The following is a 22939-nucleotide window of genomic DNA, read 5'->3' as shown; positions in this document are numbered from 1 at the left end:
CGACATTTAGTATTGAATTCAGTTTATTTAATGTGATAAGATACTATATATAATAAGGAAATAGAAGCAACGGAGAGAAATACTTGCTTTGAAAAGATACGATCGTGTAGAGGGGAGCGAAATATCATGTTAGAAAACCATACGGAACACCTTATTCGCGAAGTGCTAAGTGAGAACAAACAAATGTATCCTTCCTGCAACTGGGCAAAATGGGAAGATGATGTTATCCAAACTGTTCTAAATAAAATGCCACCAAAATATTTTCTTTCTACATCGGATGACGCAGAGCGATTGGCTTATAAATATGATAAGCGCCTGAGAATGGATGCCCTGATCAAGATAACAGAAGCGGTGTCGGAGATATGTGTAGAAGAGTAGGCAAATGTATTATCAAGGGATTTGGAGAGGATTTTATACATGAACAGAACAAAGCTTTTGGTTGTAGATGATGAAAAAAATATTGTGGAACTGATTCGAATGAATTTAACAAGAAGTGGTTTTGAAATCATTCCCTGCTATAATGGTCTGGATGCCATCGAAATAACATTAACTCAGAATCCGGATTTAATATTGTTGGATCTCATGCTACCAGATATAGATGGACTTGAGGTGTGTAGGAGAATTAGATTAGATGAAAGAATACATCAAACTCCAATCATTATGTTGACAGCTAAAAGTGAAGAGACTGATAAAGTGATAGGCTTAGGTTTAGGTGCCGACGATTATATTACCAAACCCTTTGGCTTAAGGGAATTGGAAGCTCGAGTTCGAACGGTGCTAAGAAGGGTGATGGATTCGAAGTCTACTACCGCTGAAACTGCTACTGACACCAATATCATTCAAGTTCAAGATATTACAATAGATGTTAATCGACACATTGTAAAAAAACAAGATGAGATAATCGAGTTTACCTTAAGTGAATTTAAAATATTAAAAAAGCTAGCAGAAAGTCTAGAGCATGTTTTATCAAGAAGTTTACTGCTAGAGGAAGTAACTGGAGAAAAAAGTACACCAGATTTGAGGATTGTTGACGTTCATATTAGAAATATTAGAAAAAAATTATCGGATCATAATGATTCACCTAAGTATATAGAAACAATTCGAGGCGTTGGGTATAAAATGAAGTAGGTGAACTAATGAAGAGAAAACTGCTAATTAGTTATATTAGCCTTTTGTTGGTGGGTACATTGATCACTGGAGTATTATCCTTTAGCTTTATTAGAAATAGCTACATTAAAAACAAAGAAGAAAAATTGATTAGTAACGCTAACTTAATTATTGACTCTCTAATGCTTGAACAAGAACTACAGGCTAAAAGGAACTATTTTTGGTTAGTTCAAAACTTTGCTGGACAAATAGAGGCAAGGGTGACCTTTATAGATGATAAAGGACAGGTACTAGCAGATTCCATAGATAATAGTATTATGTTTGTGAATCAGAGAAATAAACCGGAATTTATTCTTGCGGAAAAAGGGGAAGTAAGATCGGTACAGAGAATAGATGAGACTACGGGCAAAAATAGCATTTATTTGACCATGGCTATGATAGATATAGATGGAAGGAAAATGATCATTAGATTATCTGATGATATTGAGGACATACTAGAGCTTAACATGACATTTTTAAGATATATTAGTATCTCCATTATGGTTGGATTGGTAGTGGCCATGGGGATCGGATATTGGCAGATCGGAAGCATAATAAAACCAATCAAGGAGTTAAAAGCAGCCTCTAAGCTTATATCCAAAGGGGATTTTAAGAAGAGAATTAAGGTGAAAACCAATGATGAATTACAAGATTTGGGAGACTCCTTTAATAAAATGGCTATGAAACTTGAAAAAATGATTAGTGCAATTAAAGATCAAAACATTAAAATGGATTCGATGTTAACGGGCATGACCGATGGTGTGATTGCATTAGATTTAAATAAGAAGATCCTCCTTATCAATCATGAGTCTAGAGAGCTGTTGAATGTGGAGCAAGATGTAGTCATAGGTAGTCCTATGGATAAAGCAATTCAAAATAACGAAATGTATGAGATGATTGAAAATACATTTATCCATAAAAAGTCCTATGAGGAAGAAATGAAACTCATGGATGAAAATAAAAGAATAGTCAAAGTAAAGTCTTCTTTAATGAAAAACAAAAATGATAATGATGATGTGATAGGTGTTTTCTTATTAATACAAGATGTCACTGAAATTAGAAAATTAGAAGCCTTAAAAAGTGAATTCGCGGCGAATGTTTCCCATGAGCTGAGGACGCCATTAACTTTGATTAGCGGATTTGTAGAGACACTACAGTCTTGGGAGAGCTTAGACGAAAAAGACAGGAAAATGGCTCTAAATATTATTGAACTAGAAACTGAACGATTAAAAAGATTAATAAACGATATATTAAGACTGTCGGAAATAGAGAATATTCAACGCTTAGCTAAGTATGAAGTCTTAGATATCGAAGGGTTAATCAATGAGGTTCAATATATGATGAGTGGTATTGCAGCTAAAAAAAATATTCAACTAAAAACCCACATAGAAAAGAATGTCCACACCCTTTTTGGAAATAGCGATTGGTTTAAACAGATGCTGGTCAATCTAATCGAAAATGCGATTAAATATACCCCAACCGGGGGACAAATAAAAGTTTCGGCAAAGAATGAGCAGAATGAAATCAGTATTATGGTTATGGATAATGGTATCGGTATACCTAAAGAAGATTGTGAACGTATATTTGAAAGATTCTATCGAGTGGATAAGGCCAGAAGCAGAGACGTGGGGGGAACTGGACTAGGACTGACTATTGTGAAGCATATTGTGACGGAGTTTGGAGGGACAATAGAGGTTTCTAGCAAACTGAATCAAGGTAGTCATTTTAAGGTTCGATTGCCAAGTAAATAAATACTGAAGAGTCCATGTGTAATTTTTTTCATAATTATACATGGACTCTTTCTATGTAAAATGAAATAATTTACGCTATAATTGTCAGAAAACGATTGCACACTATAGAAACCAATGTTATAATCTAGTTATCTTAACACAATCTTAACACAATTCCAACACTATATTAACGTTATATTAACCTTATATTAACGTTATACTAACAATATAATGGTACAATCGTTTTATTCCAAAGAAGCAATGGACATAGGAGGAGCCTCTTATGAATAAGAAAGTAATCATAGGTACGGGGGTATTGGTAACACTGGCGCTTCTTTTTGGAGGCTATGAAAATATTTCTAAGCACAGAAAGGATCAGTTCATATCTAAGTATCCAGACCAATCTATACAAATGCTCGTTGCTTATAAAGAAGGTGGCGGAACCGATGTTGGGGCTCGAATTTTGGCGGCAGCAGCTGAAAGCTATTTAGGTCAGCCTATTGTTGTTAAAAACATTCAAGGTGGGGATGGTGAATTAGGCTTTAAGCAATTGACCATGGCTAATGCCAATGGGTACACCGTGGGATTTATCAATTTACCTACATTTTTAAGCCTAAGCATGGAGCGAGATACAGTCTATTCTAAAGAATCGATCATACCGATTATGAATTATGTATATGATCCTGCAGTCATTGTAGTAAGTAAGCATAGTCAATGGAAAACAATAGAGGAATTGATCCAATACAGTAAAGCAAATCCTTTAGACATGACCATCTCAAATAATGGTAGAGGGGCTTCAAACCACATTGCTGCTGCACAATTGGCCTATGAAGCAAACATAGACGTAACTCACGTACCCTTTGGAGGAACAGCAGATATGCTAAGGGCCTTGCGATATGGACATGTAAAAGCAACCGTGGCTAAGGTGAGCGAAGTCGCTAGTCATATTGAAAGTGGTGAGTTGAGAATGCTGGCTACCTTTACCGAAAATCGCTTAGAAGGATTTTTTGATGTACCGACACTACAGGAAAAGGGCTATCCTATTTCCTTCGGTTCAGCTAGGGCCTTGGCTGTACCAAAGGGCACCCCAGAAGAAATCGTTGATATATTGCATATGGCATTTAAAAAGGCAATGGAGAATGAGGAACACATAACCCAGGCAAAGGAAGCCAATCTTCCGATTAAATACATGTCTCCATTAGAACTACAGAGGTATATTGAGCAGAGTGAAGAAAGCTTAAGTAACATTATACCTAAGATTGGATTGTAGGCGATTACACATTAACTGGTTATTAAATATCTATCGCCATTAAATATAGGTGAAGGTATATTAATAAGTAAGAAGCCAAGTAAATTGGTAAAAAAAGTAAGGGGGAGAACAATGAAAAAATCACTAATGATTATCTTATCCGTATTGTTGATATTGACTGTAGCTGGATGTGCCCAAGACAGTGGCGCACCTGCCGGAGAGTATCCTACAAAACCCGTAGACGTTATTGTAGCTTATGCAGCCGGTGGAGGTACTGATGTAGGAGCAAGACTTTTAACTTCTGTAGCTGAAAAAGACTTTGCTCAGCCGTTGGTTATCCAAAATATCGAAGGTGCTGGGGGCGAAATTGGTTACACTGAGCTAGCCAAAGCGGATCCAGATGGATACACAATTGGTTTCATCAATCTACCTACCTACGTTAGCTTACCTATGGATAGAGAAACACAATATGCCGTAGATGATCTAATACCAATTGGAAACCATGTATATGATCCTGGTGTGCTAGTGGTGCAAGCAAGCAGTCAATGGGAAACATTAGAGGACTTCATTGAGGATGCTAAGGCGGATCCTGGAAGCATATCTGTGTCTAACAACGGTGCTGGTGCTTCAAACCACATTGGTGCAGCTCACTTTGAATATGAAGCAGGAATTGAATTGATTCATGCACCATTTGATGGAACAAGCAACATGCTAGCAGCCCTTAGAGGCTCACATGTGGATGCGTCAGTAGCGAAAATTAGTGAAGTCGCTGATCTTGTTAATGGAGGAGAGTTAAGAATATTAGCTTCTTTTACAGAACAAAGATTAGATGAATTCTCTGAGGTACCAACTTTGACAGAAAAAGGATTTGAAATTTTATTTGGTTCAGCAAGAGCATTAATGGCACCAAAGGACACTCCGGATGAAATTATGGAAACGCTACAAGAGCTATTCAAAAATGCCATTCAGAGTGAAGAACATTTAAATAAGGCAAATGAAGCAAACCTACCTATTATGTATATGGGACCTGAAGAATTACAAAGATATATCGAAAATGAAGCTGTCTATTTACAAGAAGTTAAGCCTATGATTGGATTCTAATAGGGCTTTACTAGAGAAGTAATGGGATGGATTTAGGTCTATCCCATTAGTTCAATACTAATATAACTGATTGCAATGCAATTATTGTAGAAATATGGAGGTATTCATATGAAAACGATGGATCAAAAACTAGGGTGGGTACTGCTGGTATTTACAGCTATATTCTACTATTTAACCAGTCAATTACCTAAGGATGCTGCCTTTTATCCGCTTTTTATAACAATCATGTTGGCAGGTTTGTCCATAGTGTTTTTAATCAATGCCTATAGAAATAGTGCGGTTGAGGAAAAACCAATGTTTCAAGGTGTAGAAATTAAGCAGTTGGCATTTATCACTGCCACTTCTTGTGGTTACGTAGCACTGATTAATGTATTAGGATATTTTGTGGCAACATTCTTATACTTTATCGTTGTGTTATTTGGATTAAAGGTAGAAAAAACAAAGCTATTAATGATTAGCGTAGGTTTTTGTGGATTCATATTCGTTTTGTTCAAAATACTATTAAAGGTTCGACTACCTCAGGGACTTATCATTTAATTTAGGAAGAGGTGTATTCAGTGAGTGATATATTATTTGGTTTGGGTAATGCGCTGAACTGGATTAATTTAATAGCAGCATTACTAAGTGTTTCTGCTGGTATATTAGTAGGGGCTTTACCGGGATTATCTGCAGCAATGGGGGTGGCATTACTAATACCAGTAACATTTGGTATGCCAGCTGATACAGCGCTGATTGCTTTGGCAGGAGTTTATTGTGGTGCCATTTATGGAGGATCGATCTCGGCGATTTTACTACACACTCCAGGAACTTCTTCAGCAGCAGCTACTGCCATTGATGGATACCAGCTCACCCTTAAAGGGCAAGCTGGAAAAGCACTAGGGACAGCGACGATTGCTTCTTTTATTGGAGGAATTTTGAGTACCATCGCCCTGTATTTATTATCTCCACCATTGGCTAAACTAGCACTAAGCTTTGGTCCATCTGAGTACTTTTGGTTATCGATATTTGGATTAACCATCATCGCTGGGGTGAGTTCCAAATCCATTATAAAGGGGTTACTATCCGGAGTCATCGGGTTAGCGATTTCCACTGTTGGAATGGACCCTATTACAGGTGTCGCACGGTTTACCTTTGGAGTACGATATCTACTGGATGGTGTTCCCTTTACCGCAATGTTAATTGGGTTATTTTCAATGTCACAGGTGTTGATCATGGCAGAAGAAAAGATTAAGGATAAAAGAAAAGCTAAGGATTTAGAAGATCGGGTTATGCTCAGCTGGGCAGAAATTAAACGAATTATGCCTACATGTTTACGTTCAACAGTAATCGGTACCGTGACAGGGATTTTACCTGGTGCTGGTGGAACCATTGCAGCCTATATGGGCTACAATGAAGCAAAACGTTTTTCAAAGAATAAGGAAGAGTTTGGACATGGAAGTATTGAAGGGATTGCAGGGGCAGAAGCAGCTAACAATGCGGTAACTGGAGGATCATTAATTCCAACCCTGACCTTGGGAATTCCAGGGAATAGTGTAACCGCTATTTTACTAGGTGGATTGATTATTCAAGGAATGAGATCGGGTCCTGAATTGTTTACTTCCCATGCTAAGATTACCTATACATTCTTTGCTGGTTTTGCAATTGTAAATATATTTATGTTGATCGTAGGGCTATTAGCAGGAAAACACTTTGCAAAGGTTGCATCCGTGAAAGACAGTATATTAATTCCAATTGTCTTTGGGTTAAGTGTGATCGGATCCTACTCTATTTATAATCGAATATTTGATGTGTGGGTTATGCTGATTTTCGGTATTATTGGCTACTTTGTCAAAAAACTGGATCTAAATCCAGCAGCCATGGTACTGGCATTGATACTAGGCCCTATCGGGGAATCTGGCCTAAGAAGAACCTTGATATTAAGCCGAGGGAGCTATGGTGCATTTTTCTCTAGTACAGTGAGTTGGGTACTAATCGTCATGAGTTTGGTTTCATTGTTTTCACCTATGTTGATGGAAAAGTTGGCTGAAGGAAAAGCAGCCAAGCCAAAGGCTGAAAAAAGTAAATAACGAAATCGTATCAGTAAGTTGAAATAGAGGGAGTGTAAAGGAAAACACTTCCTCTGATGATGAAATCCCACCTGCACGTATGCATAGAGGTGGGATTTTTATACTCTAGGAAGACTGTATAAAAGGAGGTGGGACATTTGATAAGTACATGGGAAACGATTCTCAGATTGGTTCTTTCTGCTATAACAGGAGGACTGGTTGGGATGGAAAGAGAAGCAAGCAATCGACCTGCTGGTCTCAGAACCCACGTCTTAGTCACCTTAGGATCCACCCTCATTATGTTAATTTCAATGTATGGATTTGACGGATTAGGGGTTGGCGGACAGGGTGGAGATCCTGCTCGTCTGGCAGCTCAAGTCGTGAGTGGAATTGGATTTTTAGGTGCCGGGACAATTTTGCGTACAGGAAGTAATATCAGAGGACTGACTACTGCAGCCAGCATATGGGTGTGTGGTGGGATTGGACTGGCCATAGGAAATGGATACTATGTAGGCGGCATAACAACTGCAGTTATTGTACTATTTACATTGAAAAGCCTAGGTGCAATCGAAAAAAAACTCTTCAAAAAGAAATATAGATCATTGATTTTACAGTGTATAGAAAGACCAGGATTGATAGGAGATATAGGTCATGTTTTAGGAAGAAATCACATCGCTATTCGAGACATTAAAGTCATTGCAGAAGATGAAGAAGAAGATGATGAAAATGAAGAAGGGTATAGGATTGAAGTGCGATTTATGGTAAAACTCCCATCTAAATTTACCAAGGATAGCTTTTTTAATGAAATATGCCAGATAAAGGGTGTTGAACAGGCAATGTGGGAATCTGATATGCTTAGAAAAGAATATCATACAAATTTAAACATATAAAATCCTATGATTCAGATGAATTTCTGATGCCAATAATTAAAGAAGGTGAAAGAAGGTATTGACGGTCAATTGACTGTCAATACCTTTTTAAAATTCAACGGTGTTATTTAACTTTAATATACACATCAACATTGTAGTTAGGCAGAAGGAATGAATCGAGATTGTCTATGGAAATCCTAACTGGGATGACGGTTTCTCCATTACTAGGGAACGCCATTTGAGAAATATAAAAGACGGTGCCTTCATACTCCCGTGTCCGATCGGCAATGGGTACGATTCTAACAGATGCCCCTTGGTGTACGTCTCGAATAAATTCCTCCACCACATTGGCTTCCACAATTAAATTCTCTAGATTGATAATACTGAAGGCTTTTCTTTCGGTGTCTGTCATATGTCCTGAAGCGTATGTAATATCATGAACTGCAGCGGATTCAAATTCGGAAACAATTTGATTTCCTATCATATATGATTTGTTAAGCCTATCATTTAAAGCTGATAGATTGTTTTCAATCTGGCGGATGCGCTCTCTTTGAATCCCAACTTGGTCACTTTCGGTATCCTGTTTGAGGCGGAACTGTTCTAGCTCTCTATCATGTCTACTAGCGCTCAACTGCAGTTCGTATTCACTGGAGTCAACATTTTTCTTGGCTTCATCCACGCTTCTTTTGAATTGATCAAGAGATTCCTGAGAGATGGCTCCTGCTTCATATAGTTTTTCTTTGGAGTGCAGGTCCTCAAGGGCTTGCCCATACAACTTCTTTGAAAAGTCTAAGTCATTTATGAGCTTGTCAATCTCTGGTTCTCTGTTTTCTAAGGTAAGTCCCTGAAGGCCTTTATTTAGCCGCTGGTGTTCTAATTTTGCAATATTCAAGTCATTCTTCTTATCGGTTATTTGTGACTGATACTCGGATAGGTCTAAGGTTAAAATGGGGGTATGGAAACCTATATGCTGACCGTCTTTGACGAGGACCTCCTGAACCACAGCTGGAAAATCAATGATTATATCTTTTGATTCCTCTGCTTTAATTAATCCAAATGCCTCTATTATTTTTAATTCATGAGATAAATCAACTTCTTCCACATTAGATATTTCTTCATCTTTACTGCAGGCTACCATTAGAAATCCTAAAAAGACAATGGATATTACTAAGGTCATTTTTTTGATTGTTTTCACTACTCCCACACCTTCCCATCTTTTACATTGATAATTCGATTACTATATTTTGCAGTTTCTAAGGAGTGACTCACCTGTACAATGGTCTTTCCTTTTTCTTCGTTGATCCGCTGTAATAATTTCATTACTTCCTCAGTGGTTTTGCTATCTAGATTTCCCGTGGGCTCATCAGCTAAAATGATATCGGGTTCATTGATCAGTGCCCGGGCGATGGCCACACGCTGCTGTTGTCCACCTGATAGCTCCCGAGGGGTATGGGTTTTTCGGTCAGATAATTCTACAATATCAAGAATTTCATCTAGCTTTTCCCGATAGTTCTTGGTCTTTTTACCATCTAACAAAATGGGGAGCATGATATTTTCTTCTACTGTTAGATTGGGAACTAGATTGTAAAACTGAAAAACAAATCCCACTTCTCTACGCCTCATAACACTTTGTTTTTGATCGGATAAGGTGGAAATATCCTGACCATTGATGATGATTTTTCCTGTGGTAGGCTTATCCAAGCCTCCCATGAGATACAATAATGTGCTTTTACCAGAGCCTGAAGGACCCATGATTGTAATGAATTCACCTTTAGTTATAGACAGATTAATGTCTTTTAAAACCTCAACTGAAATGGTTCCTAAGATAAAACTTTTATATAATTCGACTGATTGAATCATTGTTTGCATAAATCCACCTCGATTACTCGTATTTAATGGCGTCAATAATATTCAGCTTAGATGTTTTAGATGCAGGACTGATTGAAGCCAATACTGCGATGATAATACCGCCCATAAGGGAATTGATAAAGAAACTCCATGAATAGTGTAGCGCTAAGGGCACACCAATTGCTTGCATCAAATGGGGCACAGGAGATAACATCAGGGTACCTCCAATGATTCCCATGATCCCCCCAATACAGCCACCGGTAAGGGCTTCTATCATAATCATTTTGAGGGTCTGCTTTCTACTAAGGCCCACGGAACGGAGGATTGCAATAGAACGCTTTCGCTCTATAAAGCTAATCATATAGTTATTGAAAATACCAAAGATACCAATGAGCATAGCAATGACAGAAAAGGCCTGTAGTATGATCATAAACTGATTATTAGAGTCGTAATTACGTTGCTCCATGTTGGCAATGGTGTCGCCCCACACCCCTCGTCTCATAAACCTATCTTGAATGGACGCCATGACCTCATCAGGATCTTTTGAGGTTCTAATATAAAAACGATTATAGTTGGATTGCTCCATATCCATTTTATAATATTTTTGGGAAATTATCATGTTACTTCCATTTTGCATAATAGAATCATAAAAACCAATGATACGATAGGTTTTATTACCACTTGTCATTTCAAGGGTAAGGGGGTCGCCGATCTCCAAATCTAGGTGTTCCTTGGCCATGTTAGCCACCATAATATTTCTTGCTTCATCTAAATTTCTGAAGGTTTCGTCAGGATTTGCATCTCCATCCAAACGAAAAGTCACATAATCCCTGTATTTGGTAATATCTACTCCTTGGAGGTATTCAACTCTATAGGAGGTATCTACCACGTTGATACCTTCCCAGGATTCAAAGGCGCCGTAGGTTCCTGAGACACCCTCTATACTACGAAGGACTTGCTCTGCATTTCTATCAGCATCATTCAAACCAACCATAATCTCAAACTTCCAGTCATTGTAAGCACTGATGACTTCGATGCCAACACTGTGGCTAATGGTATTGATCATGAGAAGCGTTGAGATCCCGATGGCTAGGAGAGAGATGTTATTTAATATGTTCTTATTACCATTTAAGTTCTTCACAGCCAAGATACCTTCGTTTCCAAAGATAAAACCGTAAAGTCTTTCAAAAACCTTTAAGAAAACTTTTGTAATGAAAGGTACAAACATAATCACTGCCATTGTTGAAACCAGGAGACTAAACACATTGATAGCCAATGCCAAGGATTTAGGGGCAACCCTAGGCAATAGGATGGCAAGGGTGAACAATAGAACTGCAGTAATTGTTTTCCATGTTTTTTTACCTGATTTTCCTTGGGTTGTATTCAATACCAGATCCTTTATAGGAATTTTTGATGCTTTGCTAATGGGAATCCATGAACTGATCAAAGCCACACCGATGGCTAGTAGAAAGGCAATTAACATATGGCTAAAACTAAATTCTATTGCCACATTCATTTGTCCACTATAGGGATCCGATGCCATCATTCTGGTGATCAGATATAGGATGCCAATCCCTACAAAGTTGCCCAATACACCACCTAAGAGACCGTAGGTCAAACTCTCACCGATTAAGACAGTATCGGTCATCCGCTTGGTGGCGCCAATGCTTCGGAAGGTGCCAATCACCGGGAGACGCTCTACGGCAATCACTTTAAAGGTAGAATAAATAATAAAGATACTAATGAACAGTACCATTGTCGTCATCATAAATAAAGGAACAACGATGAACTGTAAATAGTTCTCTAGTTCTTCAGCAGAAAACGGCTCCCGTACAGTATATCTTGGGTAAAGTATGCTGAGTGACTCTTGGACAGATTGAATTTCGGCTTCATCATCAAGAACGACATAAGCTGTTTGAACCCGCCCCCTGATATCAAATAAGGAAGCAAGGGAATCCCTAGGCATCACAGCCATCATAGTATCTGATTGAGGTGTATGTTGAAAAATACCCGTGGGTCTTGATATTCCCCATACAGTCAACATTCGATTGTGACCATTGATTTCGATGTCAATGCGATCACCAACAGCAAAACCATGTTTTTCAGCAAATAGGGTACTAAGAATGATATGATTTCCTTGAAAATCTCGACCAACAGCATGTTGAGTGAAATCAATGGGATTAAGCTGTTCAAGCTCATCCATTTCAAAGCCTCTGATTCGCAGGTTTTCTGCCTTTTTTCTTACTGCTTGAGCCTCAGCCTCGGGCAATTTATAGCTACCAGAAGCAGATACATCTCCTGTTAAAAGGGTGACGCCACCTACTGGTTCTGGTCTCAGTTTGAAGGAACTAGAAGGAGAATGTCGATTGGCATGGATGATGAGATCTGCTTTTCCTGTTTGCATTTTAAATTGTGTCTCATACATACTTTTCATGGTACCTGACATCCCGCTGGATGCAAAAAAAAGTGCTGCCGAAAGTGTAACAGAAAATACAATAATAAAGGTTCTGAATTTTTTCTCGAAGATGCTCTTAAGAATGTACTTCACAATAATGCCCACAGCTACACCACCATATTCTTAGAATCTACAAAATCTACAAAAAATAAGTAAAAAAAGGTAACCAAACACTGGTTTATCCTGTTGCATATTACCTATATATTCATTTTTATTTTACTCTGATCCTGCTGAAATGTCTACCAGAATAGTGAATTTATGGGTATTTTTATTGATGAATATTTATACGTAGTATAACAAAAATACAAAATACAAAATATAAAATACAATATTGTATAAATAAGAGAAGGGTTTATACTTTGTGTGTAGAATGCTTTGGGTATAGACAATTATTATTATTTAAAAGGGGGACCATGATCATGAAAATATTTGATGGACACTCAGACATTTTACTAAATGTGGTAGATAGGAGCATTGCTGGAGAACAAGAAGTACTCAGAACACATCATATAGATAAGTTGAAAAAGGGAGGGGTTTTTGCTTCGGTATTTGCTTTGTGGGTTGAACCAGAAGCTGGGGATCGCTTTCAATTAAGAGCATTGGAAATGCTGAAGTACTCCGCTAAAGAGTTACACGATGCAAAAGATTTGGTGCATATTGTAAAGAAATACGATGATTTTGAAGTGGCTGAAAGAGAAAATAAGCTGGCAGTTCTTCTGGGCATGGAGGGCTTAGCCAGTCTAGGTGAGGAAATTGACTTTTTATATCTCCTATACCAATATGGGATTAGATATGCAGGGCTCACATGGAATGAAGAAAATGCCCTGGCAACAGGAATTGATGGAGATGACCAACGTGGAATTACGGAAAAAGGCATTGAAGTCATTAAAAAAATGGAGGATTTGGGAATTCTATTAGATGTATCCCACTTAAATGAAAAGAGTTTTTGGGATGTGGTTAAAGTGGCTCAAAAGCCCTTTATTGCATCTCACTCCAATGCCTATGAACTATGTGGCCATCCAAGAAATCTACAGGATGAACAGTTGAAGGCCATTGCCCAATCCGGTGGTGTCGTTGGATTAAATAGCTGGAACAAGGGAGTGGATCCTGAAAATCCATCCATTGAAAAACTAGCAGATCATGTTGAATACATTGTGAATATTGTGGGGATTGAACACATAGCCTTTGGCTTTGATTTTTGTGAATTCTTAGAGGACGAAACGTTACAGGAAGATGAGCCTAAAAAAGAAACAAAGGGATTTGAAGATACCACCTGTGTACCTAAGCTAATCAAGGTGCTCAAAGAGAGAGGATACACTGAGGCCATGCTACGGAAGATAGCCTATGAAAACCTGATGCGGGTTTTCAAAGAAACCATTTAAAATGGGATTTAAATTTCAAGGATTGTTACTCCTAGGAACTTTAACTTAAAAAAATACATTACGACTCCTATGAAATTGAGGAGTCGTATTTTTGTGCATGAATTTGTATTGGGGGGGTTAACTACTACTCTTTGCAGTTTGTCCTTTAAAGGCATAGATTGTAAAGCAGATAAAGGGAATCACCACAAAATTGATTAAAGAGATATAAGAAAAATAATTTAATAGATGTCGGAGGGAAAACAGGTCATTGGCTGCAAAAAAAGCTGCCACACCCACTAAAACAGTAATGATATAGGGCAGATACTTACTTTCAAGCTTCATCTCCTTTAAAAGCTTTAATAGCGCATAAAAGGCAAGGACATATTTTAAATACCAACCCCCTATAATTTGAAGCATAACGAAAAGCTCTCCAAATTCCAGAAAACGAAAATGGGTCACTAGCTGGGTTTGTAGTAGGTTTGGATAGCTCATCTGATTCACCACGTGAATATCAAAGGTCTGAATGAGACCTGTCAATGAAACAATTTGCATTTGAATGACAATGAGAAGTCCAATGACAGCGTGCTTTAAGAGCTTATTCTTCTTTTTGACTTCAGATAAATAGGGAAATACAATGGCAATATGACCATAAAGCCCTAAAATTTGCAAGATTGATAGAACAAATCCTAGGCTGATGCCACGCTCGAAAACAGGGAACAAATAGCTAAATGTTTTGTACTTCACTGTGAGAATGGCTAAATTAATGCCTGAAATCATCACAAGAACAATGCCGATGACAACGACGATGATAATGGATGCAAGTCCCTTCTTTACGGTATAAAGGGTGGGGACGATGAAAAAGATGATGAAGTACCATACTGGGGTATCAATTAACATATGATTGTGCATGGAGTTGGCCTCCACAGCGGCTCCTTCCACTAATGTTAAAAACAGTGTCCCGATGAATAAAAGCATAAAGAACTTCCCCAGGGGATTGCCTAGGGCTGAGGTATAGATATTAGGTAAATGATAGTTATTTTTTTTATTACATATTTGTATAACAAAGACTAAATATAAGAAAATAAGAAGAGAAGCAATGATCATGGCGATCCAGCTCTCTCGCATTCCATTGATGGTATAAATAGTAGGGTAGGTTTTTAAAGAAACAACCGAGGTGGCTAGAATAAAAAAAGCCACATGTTTAGAATTTAATTGATCCATTTAAGATGCCCTCCTGTTTGTAGACTTACGATTAATTATTAGGTTATTTTTGCCAAGTTGGTAGATACTATACTTAACCATGATGAAAAAATGAATTCGAGGTGAGGGACCATCAGCAAGAAACATATAGCTAAGACAAAATATGAAAAAAATATAGCATATATTGAGGAAAAATTAAGTCATAACTATGACTTGGTATATCGACAAATCCAAACAAGCGAAGGATGTATTACTGCTGTCTATGTGAGTAATTTATGTGATATTAGCTATATTAGTGAATACATCATTACTCCCTTGATTCAAGTTAAAAAGATGACTTGTGATGTTGAGAAGATCGAAAGTGAAATTTTATCCGCTTGCATGGTGGAGCGCATTGATTCGCTGGAAATCATGCTTATCCGTATATTATCGGGATATGTCATTTTATTATTTAGCTTTAATGATACCATTGTTTGCTGTGATGCCAGTACATATGATGCCAGGGCCATTGAAGAGCCCCCAACAGAAGTCGTCATTAAGGGGCCTCGGGAAGGATTCACAGAAAATATTAGCCAAAACGTCTCATTAATGCGTAAGAAAATAAGGAATGTGGATTTGAAGTTTGAAAAATTACTATTGGGAGAACAAAGCAATACCACAGTTATTTTAGTTTATATTGAAAATAAAACACCAAAACAACTGATCGAGTTTGTGAGAAGTCAGCTTGAAAGTATTGATGTAGAAGCCGTATTAGATCCCAATTACATAGAAGAGAAGCTGAAAGCGAAAAATACTGCATTTGACACAATTGGATATACGGAAAAGCCTGATGTGGCAGTGAATAAGGTGATGGAGGGAAGGGTGGCAATATTGGCAGATAGTAGCCCTTTTGTCGCTACGGCGCCTCATTTTTTCATAGAAGAGTTGAATATGGCCGATGACTATTACTTAAACAAATATCCTCAAAACTATTTTAGGCTCATTAGATGGGCAGCGTTACTCATCGCCCTATTACTGCCGTCACTTTATTTAGCCTTAACAACCTATCACTTTGCTTTAATTCCCTCGGTTTTTGTATTTCGATTGGGTGTAATGAGGGCAGGGGTACCTTTTCCCACGGTTGTGGAAATCTTAGTTATGATGTTCTTTTTTCAAGTATTAAGAGAAGCAGGTATCAGGCTGCCCCAAGCAATTGGTCCTGCCATTAGTATTGTGGGGGCACTGATCCTAGGAGATGCAGCGATTAGATCTGGATTAGCCTCGGAAATTACAGTATTAGTGGTGGCCCTATCGTCAATATCCTTGTTTCTAATTCCCAAGCTATATGGAGCCATTACAATATGGTCTAATATAATGCTCCTATTTTCAGCATTTCTAGGACTGCCAGGTTTTTTCACCGGATTTATTGTATGCTGCTCTCATATTGCCAGCTTAGAAAGCTGTGGTTATCCGTATCTTTATCCCCTTGGGACCCTGAGTAGGTTCAGCTTTAAAGATCATTTTATTCGTGATGACCTCCATGATATATCTGGAAATATTCTGAAGGAGGATGAGCAAGGATGAAAAAACTGATGATCATCATAGTATTAATGAGTACCCTGCTAATGGGAGGTTGCTATAGCTATAACGATATAAATCGAATGCTGTTTCCAACTGCAATCATTGTTGATGTAGATGAGGAAGGAAACCCAATTTTATATCTTGAAGTGTTTCATGCCTTTAGAAGTAACCAAGACAATACAGAATCAGGGCAAAGAATACTGTTACGTCAAGAGGGTGCCACCATTACTGATGTTGCTCAAAAGCTCGAGGAAGTGGCAGCCCATCAATATAGCTATACACAAAACAAAGCATGGATTTTTACGGAGCGAGCGGCCCATTATGGCATAGGAGATTTTCTGGATTATATGCATAGGCATCAGGATGCACTTTTGAGACCCTATGTGGCTGTGTACTTTGGTGATCCAGTGGCATTACTGAATCTAGAGCTTAAACAAAATGAATATCTAGGATTATTCTTATTTGATTTATTTGATAGGCCCTTAAGAAGACTCACAGTAGATCATAAAAAGCTCTATGAAGTCTTAAATCAAAGGAGAATGGGGGGAAACGTGATGGTCATGACAGCCCTTCAATTGGAAAAGCATCTAGAGGACGATAAAGTTTCGAAATATGGTGCTGCGGTGTTCCGTGACGATAAAATGGTCTCTAAAATTGGCCTTACAGAAATGCAGTCCTATTCATTTCTAGTGGATGAGGCCAGGGCAGGGAGATTGAATATTCCTCATCCCCAGTACGAGGATAAACTCTTAACCCTTGGCATTTTGAAGAGTAAAACAGTGACGGAGTTAACCTATGATGGAGAAAAAGTTTATCTTAAAAAGCAAATGAACATAAGAACAACAATTACAGGAGCTGAGCAAAGTCTAATCTTAGATGAGAAAATCATTGATGAAATTAAAAAGAATACAGCTGAAAAAATGAAGAAGGAAACTCATGAATTGTTTGATCGATATCAAGAAATGGGCGTGGACATTTTTAGGATTCAAGAATCCTTCGATAGAAGATATCCTAGAGCGGATGTGAAAAACGTCATTACAATTACCGAGTTAGAAGTCGAAGTGAATCAACACAATGAAGGCAGTATGAATACCTACGATTTTAGGTAGGTAATGAATAATAAAGTGGAGGATTGCAAAAAAAATGTGGATAGATATAGAAATAGCGGGTAAAAAGATAAGCAATCAATAAAAACGGAAATAATGCATCATTTCATGTAGATTCTTAGTTAAAAGTGGAAATAATAAAAATAATTTACATAATCTATATACATTATGTACCAAAAGAGATATAATATTGTGATGCAAGAATAATAAACGCTGGGAGAGATAAAATGAAATCAATGCATTTTGAAGATCTAGATATTAAGAAAGACATTTTAAAAGCACTTAAAGAACTAGGGTTTGAAGTACCAACTCCGATCCAAGTACAGGCGATTCCACATCTAAAGATGGGAAAAGATATTATTGGTCAAGCGCAAACTGGAACAGGAAAAACAGCAGCCTTTGGTATACCAATGATTGAACGGGTAAACCCTAAAAATAAAGCAGTACAAATACTGATCATGGCACCAACTCGAGAACTATCAGTTCAAGTGGCTGATGAGATCCAAAAGTTTTCTAATCATGTGATAGGCGTAAAAACACTGGCTATTTATGGTGGACAACCTATCAGCACACAGATTAAGGCGTTAAAAAGAGGCGTTCAAATTATTGTTGGAACACCTGGAAGAATATTAGATCATATTAATCGAAAAACACTAAAGCTTGGAGAAGTCATTGGTGTTGTATTAGATGAAGCAGATCAAATGTTGGACATGGGATTCCAAGAAGATATGGAAGCCATCTTAAAGGAAACACCAACTGAAAGACAGACTGCAATGTTTTCTGCAACGATTTCAAGAGAAATCGAAAGAATTGCTCAAAAATATATGAAGCAGCCTGAGAAAATTATGGTGGCCCAAAAAGCATTAACAGTACCACAAATTAGCCAATACTACTTTGAAGTAAAACCACATGAAAAGGTAGAGGCTTTATGTCGTATTTTAGATATGGATAAAACCGATTTAGGAATTATCTTCTGTAGAACCAAAAGAAGCGTTGATGAATTGACAGAAAAGCTTCAAAACAGAGGGTACTCTGCGGCTGCCATCCATGGAGACTTAAAGCAAACACAAAGAGATCGTGTTATGAAAAAGTTTAGAAATCGAACAATCGATTTACTTGTTGCCACTGATGTTGCGGCCAGGGGAATTGATGTTAACGATGTAGAGATGGTTATGAACTACGATATTCCAGAGGATTTTGAGTACTATGTACATCGAATCGGAAGAACCGGTAGAGCAGGAAAAGAAGGTGTGGCTTATACCCTGGCAACTGGAAAGCAAATGAGAACACTGAAAGCCCTAGAATCTTATATCAAAGGGAAAATTGTTCGACGAAAGATTCCAACTGTCAATGATGTGGTAGAAAAGCAAAAAGATTCTATTGCTGACCAAATTCATGCTGTTATTGAAAAAGGTGGATTGACTGAGTATACAAACTTTGTAGAGAAACTTTCAGACGACCACAACTCAATGGATATTGCAGCAGCACTCTTTAAGATGCTGACGGAAAAAAGTGACACAGAATTATTTAAAGTGGCTGAGAACATTTCTGACACAGAAAAAGAGTACAAAGCCGATATGGTTCGCTTATTTATTAATATTGGTAAAAGTCATGGTGTGAAGCCTAAGGACATATTAGGTGCTGTAGCTGGAGAAGCAGGCATCAGTGGTGATGTTGTAGGAATCATCGACATGTATGATAAGTTTACATTTGTGGAAGTACCTGGGCAGTTTGAAGAACAAGTACTTGATGCAATGGACAAAAACCGTATTAAAGGTAAGAAGATTAATATGGAAAGAGCCAATGATAAAAGATAAATAAAACAAAACCCCTGCAGGGAAGGATAGAAAAGTAACGCTACCTGCCTTAGGGGTTTTTTTAATGAAGAAAAATAATGAATTTCACCAGTATGAATTGGTGTAAGCAATAGTACTACTGGTCTAAATCTTCCTCAGTGACCTTTTCGTGGGCTTTAGAATGGGCGATACGAGCGCAGGCAGCAGCAGCGATGCCTGCAATTAAATCGTCTAAAAAGGTATTGACTTGTCCTTTTGCATGGGCATCAACCCTACCGATAATTCCAGGCTTCACTTTATCTAAGTACCCAAAGTTAGTAAAACCAATGGACCCGTAAATATTGGTAATACTGAGGGACATAATTTCATCAATGCCATATAGTGAATCATCATTTTTAATCATAGACAAAAGAGGCTCTTCAATGAGATTTTGTTCAGCCAGTTTATCCACTGCGATTCCTGTCAAAATTGCATTTTGAACCTCGCGCTTCTCTAGTACCTTTTCTACATTATTGATGGCATCTTCTAAAGTAAGGGAAACATACTTTATTTGGAGGTCATAAACCAACTCTCCAATATCCCTTAAGGTAACACCCCGTTCATTAAGTAAATCAATGACAATTTTTTTCATGTAATACACTCCTTCCAAAGCAATGATATCCATAATATACCCCAAAAATCCTGTGTGTAAGCAATTAAAATCCATAAACAATATTGCACAAATCCAATGAGGTATGTGGTAAAATTGAGACAAGTGAAAAAAAGAAAAGCACAAAGGTGGTGTCATAAATGAAAAAGCAGATATTTATGAATGGTAAAGTGATGACCATGAATCAGGAGCAAAAAGAATGTGAAGCCTTTATAGTAGAGGGTGAGCACATTATTAAAACAGGAAGCAATGAGGAAATCCTTGCTTTTCAAAAAGATAAGATAAAGATTGTTGACTTGAGGGGAAAACGTGTGATTCCTGGATTAAATGATAGTCACATGCATCTACTGGGATATGCTTTATCAAACAAGAAAGTAGACTTAACCCATTGTCGTTCCTTAGAGGAAATAGCCCAGGCAATTAATCGATATATTGAAAATGAAGATGACCAATATTTTGGAGAGTGGATTATAGGACATGGATGGAATCATGAAAATTTCCAAGTGCCTCAATTGCCCACAGCGGTATTTTTGGATGAAATTAGCCAAGAGCGCCCGATTCTTTTATCCCGGGCATGCTACCATATTGGTGTGATGAATCATAAGGCTTTGGAAATGGTGGGATTCAGCCAGGAGACTGAAAATCCAGAAGGGGGCCACATCGATAGGCTTCCCAACAGTGAAAAACCAATGGGAATCGTAAGAGAAAGTGCCCTATATCATGCCCATGACTTTATTCCTGGACCGGAAGATGTGATGCAAATACAGGATTTGATTCTTGATGCCTGCCAGGATGCGGTAAAAGTGGGACTGACATCAATTCAAAGTGATGACTTTGGCGCTGTTAAAAGTCCAAATACAGTGTTGGAAGCCTATGGGAATTTAGAAAAAAGTGGTGCACTTAAGGTTAGAATGAATCTACAAATGCTACTACCGACCCTGGATAAATTACAGCGTTTTATTAAGACAACTGGGATACACAGTCAAATGGGAAGTGAAAGGCTTAAGTATGGACCAATTAAGATTTTAGCCGACGGATCCCTAGGTTCAAGAACCGCTGCATTAGAGAGGCCTTATTCTGATGATGAGGAGACCCAAGGGGTACTGGTCTATGGAGATGCACAGCTGGAGGAAATCCTTCGCTATGGAAAAAGCCAAGGGATGCAACTGGCAATCCATGGAATAGGAGATCGTACCATGAATCAAATTTTAGGCATTGTTGAAGGGATTTTTCAAAAGGATGAAATCAATCACCGTTCTAGAATCATTCATTGTCAAATCACGGATCATGCAATCATTGATAAAATGGCTAAGCTTCATGTAATTGCAGATATTCAACCTGGGTTTATGCCCACGGATATGAAAATAGTCGAAAGACGTGTAGGTAGAGACCGAGTCAAGGAAAGCTATAATTGGAAGACCATGCTAGAGGGCGGGGTTCCCGTTGCGGGAAGCTCTGATTCTCCCGTGGAGCCATTTAATCCGTTTTTAGGTATTTATAGTGCGGTTACCCGACGAAACTTTGACGGGGAGCCTAAAGCTGGATGGTATCCGGAGCAAAGACTAACAGTGGAAGAAGCCATTGGAATCTATACCCTAGGAAGCAGTTATGCAACATTTGAGGAAAATAGTAAAGGAAAAATTCAAGAGGGGTATCTAGCAGACTTTATCGTATTAGATCGAGATATTCAAACTATTCCTCCTCAGGAAATAAAGGGTGTAACTGTTGAGGCAACCTATATAGGTGGAGAATGTGTATACAGTCATGAAGAAACTCGTCAGAAGTAGCGACGGTTTTTTTGAAGATGAATAGGGAGAATTTCTAATCAGCTTAAATTAATTGTCGAATATATGGGTATAGGTAGTAATGCCCTAAAATATAGAGGCATGAAGGACGTAAGAAGGAGGACATAAATGTTAAAAATAAGCAATTTGTCAAAAACCTATGTAAAAACAAAACATGAAGCTTTAAAAGATATTAATTTACACATAACAAAGGGAGAATTCACAGCACTATTAGGTCAAAATGGAGCGGGGAAAACCAGTTTAATTAATATTCTTGGGGGAAATGTAAAAAAAACCCATGGTGAAGTGGAAATAGGAGGTTATGATTTAGAACGAAATGAATTAGAAACAAAAAAAATGATTGGTATTGTCCCCCAGGAAATCTCCTATGATTTTGCCTTTACAGTAGATGAAATTTTAAAAAAACAGTCAGGCTACTTCGGATTAAAAAATAACAATGAATATATTGATTCTCTACTGGAGTCCTTGGGGTTAAAGGATAAGAAAAAGGCTTATGGAAGAGAACTTTCTGGAGGAATGAAAAGAAGATTGTTGATCGTAAAAGCCCTTGTTCATAAACCACAAATTCTTATTTTAGATGAGCCAACCGCCGGTGTCGATATAGAATTAAGACAGACCATGTATGAATTTTTACAGAGCTTACACAAAAACGGAATGACAATCGTACTGACCACTCATTATATTGAGGAGGCAGAAAAATTATGCAAAAGAGTGATTGTCATAAAGGATGGGGCTATAATTGCCGATGAACCAAAAGATAAGCTATTAAAAGACTTTTCCAATGAAATAGAAGTTGAAATTTTATTCGATTCAAAATTAAATATAACTGATTTTGATTTTTTAAGGGAATACAGTCCCAAAATTAAAGAGGAAAGTAATGTTGTACTGAAGATTTTTAAAAATGATTTAACAAAGGTATTAGAAATGATAATGGCAAAAGAAATGAATTTTATAGATTTAAATATAAAAAAACAGAAGCTGGAAGATGTATATTTACATTTAATCAGGCGTTAGGAGAA

The 22939-nt window shown here is 37.7% G+C and carries 19 protein-coding genes; 14 read left to right on the top strand and 5 right to left on the bottom strand.

What is annotated here, in order from left to right; genetic code table 11:
- The first annotated feature begins 126 nt into the window (after window positions 1-126).
- The 8 genes from AMET_RS15195 to AMET_RS15160 all read left to right on the top strand — a co-directional run bounded on the left by AMET_RS15195 (window position 127) and on the right by AMET_RS15160 (window position 8161).
- On the top strand, window positions 127-378 hold the full coding sequence (locus AMET_RS15195) for a late competence development ComFB family protein (RefSeq protein ID WP_012064194.1): 252 nt from the start codon (window positions 127-129) through the stop codon (window positions 376-378).
- Window positions 379-417: 39 nt separating this feature from the next.
- On the top strand, window positions 418-1128 hold the full coding sequence (locus AMET_RS15190) for a response regulator transcription factor (RefSeq protein WP_012064193.1): 711 nt from the start codon (window positions 418-420) through the stop codon (window positions 1126-1128).
- Between the two features lie 8 nt (window positions 1129-1136).
- Entirely contained in the window at window positions 1137-2897 is a 1761-nt protein-coding gene (pnpS, locus tag AMET_RS15185; RefSeq protein ID WP_012064192.1) for a two-component system histidine kinase PnpS, read from the top strand.
- 262 nt (window positions 2898-3159) lie between these two features.
- On the top strand, window positions 3160-4146 hold the full coding sequence (locus AMET_RS15180; protein ID WP_012064191.1) for a tripartite tricarboxylate transporter substrate binding protein: 987 nt from the start codon (window positions 3160-3162) through the stop codon (window positions 4144-4146).
- Between the two features lie 111 nt (window positions 4147-4257).
- Window positions 4258-5226, top strand: a complete 969-nt coding sequence (locus tag AMET_RS15175) for a tripartite tricarboxylate transporter substrate binding protein (protein ID WP_012064190.1) — start codon at window positions 4258-4260, stop codon at window positions 5224-5226.
- A gap of 108 nt (window positions 5227-5334) precedes the next feature.
- Entirely contained in the window at window positions 5335-5763 is a 429-nt protein-coding gene (locus AMET_RS15170) for a tripartite tricarboxylate transporter TctB family protein (RefSeq protein ID WP_012064189.1), read from the top strand.
- Between the two features lie 20 nt (window positions 5764-5783).
- Window positions 5784-7292: a tripartite tricarboxylate transporter permease gene (locus tag AMET_RS15165; RefSeq protein ID WP_012064188.1), complete on the top strand. Its 1509-nt coding sequence runs from the start codon at window positions 5784-5786 to the stop codon at window positions 7290-7292.
- A gap of 137 nt (window positions 7293-7429) precedes the next feature.
- Window positions 7430-8161, top strand: a complete 732-nt coding sequence (locus tag AMET_RS15160; protein WP_012064187.1) for an MgtC/SapB family protein — start codon at window positions 7430-7432, stop codon at window positions 8159-8161.
- A 103-nt stretch (window positions 8162-8264) separates the two neighbouring features.
- Here AMET_RS15160 and AMET_RS15155 read toward each other — a convergent pair whose 3' ends face one another.
- Genes AMET_RS15155 through AMET_RS15145 form a run of 3 tightly spaced genes read right to left on the bottom strand, consistent with a single transcriptional unit; the run spans window position 8265 to window position 12548 of the window.
- The gene (locus AMET_RS15155) at window positions 8265-9335 is read right to left on the bottom strand and encodes an HlyD family secretion protein (protein ID WP_242661305.1); all 1071 of its coding nucleotides are present in this window, start codon (window positions 9333-9335) and stop codon (window positions 8265-8267) included.
- On the bottom strand, window positions 9335-10009 hold the full coding sequence (locus tag AMET_RS15150) for an ABC transporter ATP-binding protein (protein ID WP_012064185.1): 675 nt from the start codon (window positions 10007-10009) through the stop codon (window positions 9335-9337). The genes AMET_RS15155 and AMET_RS15150 overlap by 1 nt, the downstream gene beginning before the upstream one ends.
- Window positions 10010-10022: 13 nt before the next feature.
- The gene (locus tag AMET_RS15145) at window positions 10023-12548 is read right to left on the bottom strand and encodes an FtsX-like permease family protein (RefSeq protein ID WP_012064184.1); all 2526 of its coding nucleotides are present in this window, start codon (window positions 12546-12548) and stop codon (window positions 10023-10025) included.
- Between the two features lie 314 nt (window positions 12549-12862).
- Between AMET_RS15145 and AMET_RS15140 the strand changes: the two genes are divergently transcribed.
- A complete protein-coding gene (locus AMET_RS15140; RefSeq protein ID WP_012064183.1) occupies window positions 12863-13825 on the top strand; it encodes a dipeptidase in 963 nt (320 codons plus the stop codon).
- 117 nt (window positions 13826-13942) lie between these two features.
- On the opposite strand, the gene AMET_RS15135 is transcribed toward AMET_RS15140, so the two are convergent.
- Window positions 13943-15025 (bottom strand): GerAB/ArcD/ProY family transporter, encoded by a 1083-nt coding sequence (locus tag AMET_RS15135; protein WP_012064182.1) that lies wholly within the window; start codon window positions 15023-15025, stop codon window positions 13943-13945.
- A 111-nt stretch (window positions 15026-15136) separates the two neighbouring features.
- Here AMET_RS15135 and AMET_RS15130 point away from each other — a divergent pair, with 111 nt between their 5' ends.
- From AMET_RS15130 to AMET_RS15120, 3 genes are all read left to right on the top strand, one after another.
- Window positions 15137-16567, top strand: a complete 1431-nt coding sequence (locus tag AMET_RS15130; protein WP_330368767.1) for a spore germination protein — start codon at window positions 15137-15139, stop codon at window positions 16565-16567.
- The gene (locus AMET_RS15125) at window positions 16564-17673 is read left to right on the top strand and encodes a Ger(x)C family spore germination protein (RefSeq protein WP_012064180.1); all 1110 of its coding nucleotides are present in this window, start codon (window positions 16564-16566) and stop codon (window positions 17671-17673) included. The genes AMET_RS15130 and AMET_RS15125 overlap by 4 nt, the downstream gene beginning before the upstream one ends.
- 224 nt (window positions 17674-17897) lie before the next feature.
- Entirely contained in the window at window positions 17898-19487 is a 1590-nt protein-coding gene (locus AMET_RS15120; protein ID WP_012064179.1) for a DEAD/DEAH box helicase, read from the top strand.
- A gap of 115 nt (window positions 19488-19602) precedes the next feature.
- On the opposite strand, the gene AMET_RS15115 is transcribed toward AMET_RS15120, so the two are convergent.
- Window positions 19603-20097, bottom strand: coding sequence for a phosphatidylglycerophosphatase A family protein (locus AMET_RS15115; RefSeq protein WP_041721726.1), 495 nt, complete (start codon window positions 20095-20097; stop codon window positions 19603-19605).
- A gap of 158 nt (window positions 20098-20255) precedes the next feature.
- On the opposite strand from AMET_RS15115, the gene AMET_RS15110 reads away from it, so the two are divergent.
- Together AMET_RS15110 and AMET_RS15105 are read left to right on the top strand one after the other, a co-directional pair.
- A complete protein-coding gene (locus tag AMET_RS15110; protein WP_012064177.1) occupies window positions 20256-21902 on the top strand; it encodes an amidohydrolase in 1647 nt (548 codons plus the stop codon).
- 126 nt (window positions 21903-22028) lie between these two features.
- Window positions 22029-22934 carry an ABC transporter ATP-binding protein gene (locus AMET_RS15105; RefSeq protein ID WP_012064176.1) on the top strand — a complete coding sequence of 302 codons (906 nt, stop codon included), beginning with the start codon at window positions 22029-22031 and terminating at the stop codon, window positions 22932-22934.
- The last annotated feature ends 5 nt before the right edge of the window (window positions 22935-22939 follow it).

Source organism: Alkaliphilus metalliredigens QYMF, assembly GCF_000016985.1.
Classification (GTDB): Bacteria; Bacillota; Clostridia; order Peptostreptococcales; family Natronincolaceae; genus Alkaliphilus_A; species Alkaliphilus_A metalliredigens.
The sequence above is the reverse complement of the archived record's forward strand: the minus strand, read 5'-3'. Positions and strand labels throughout refer to the sequence as shown.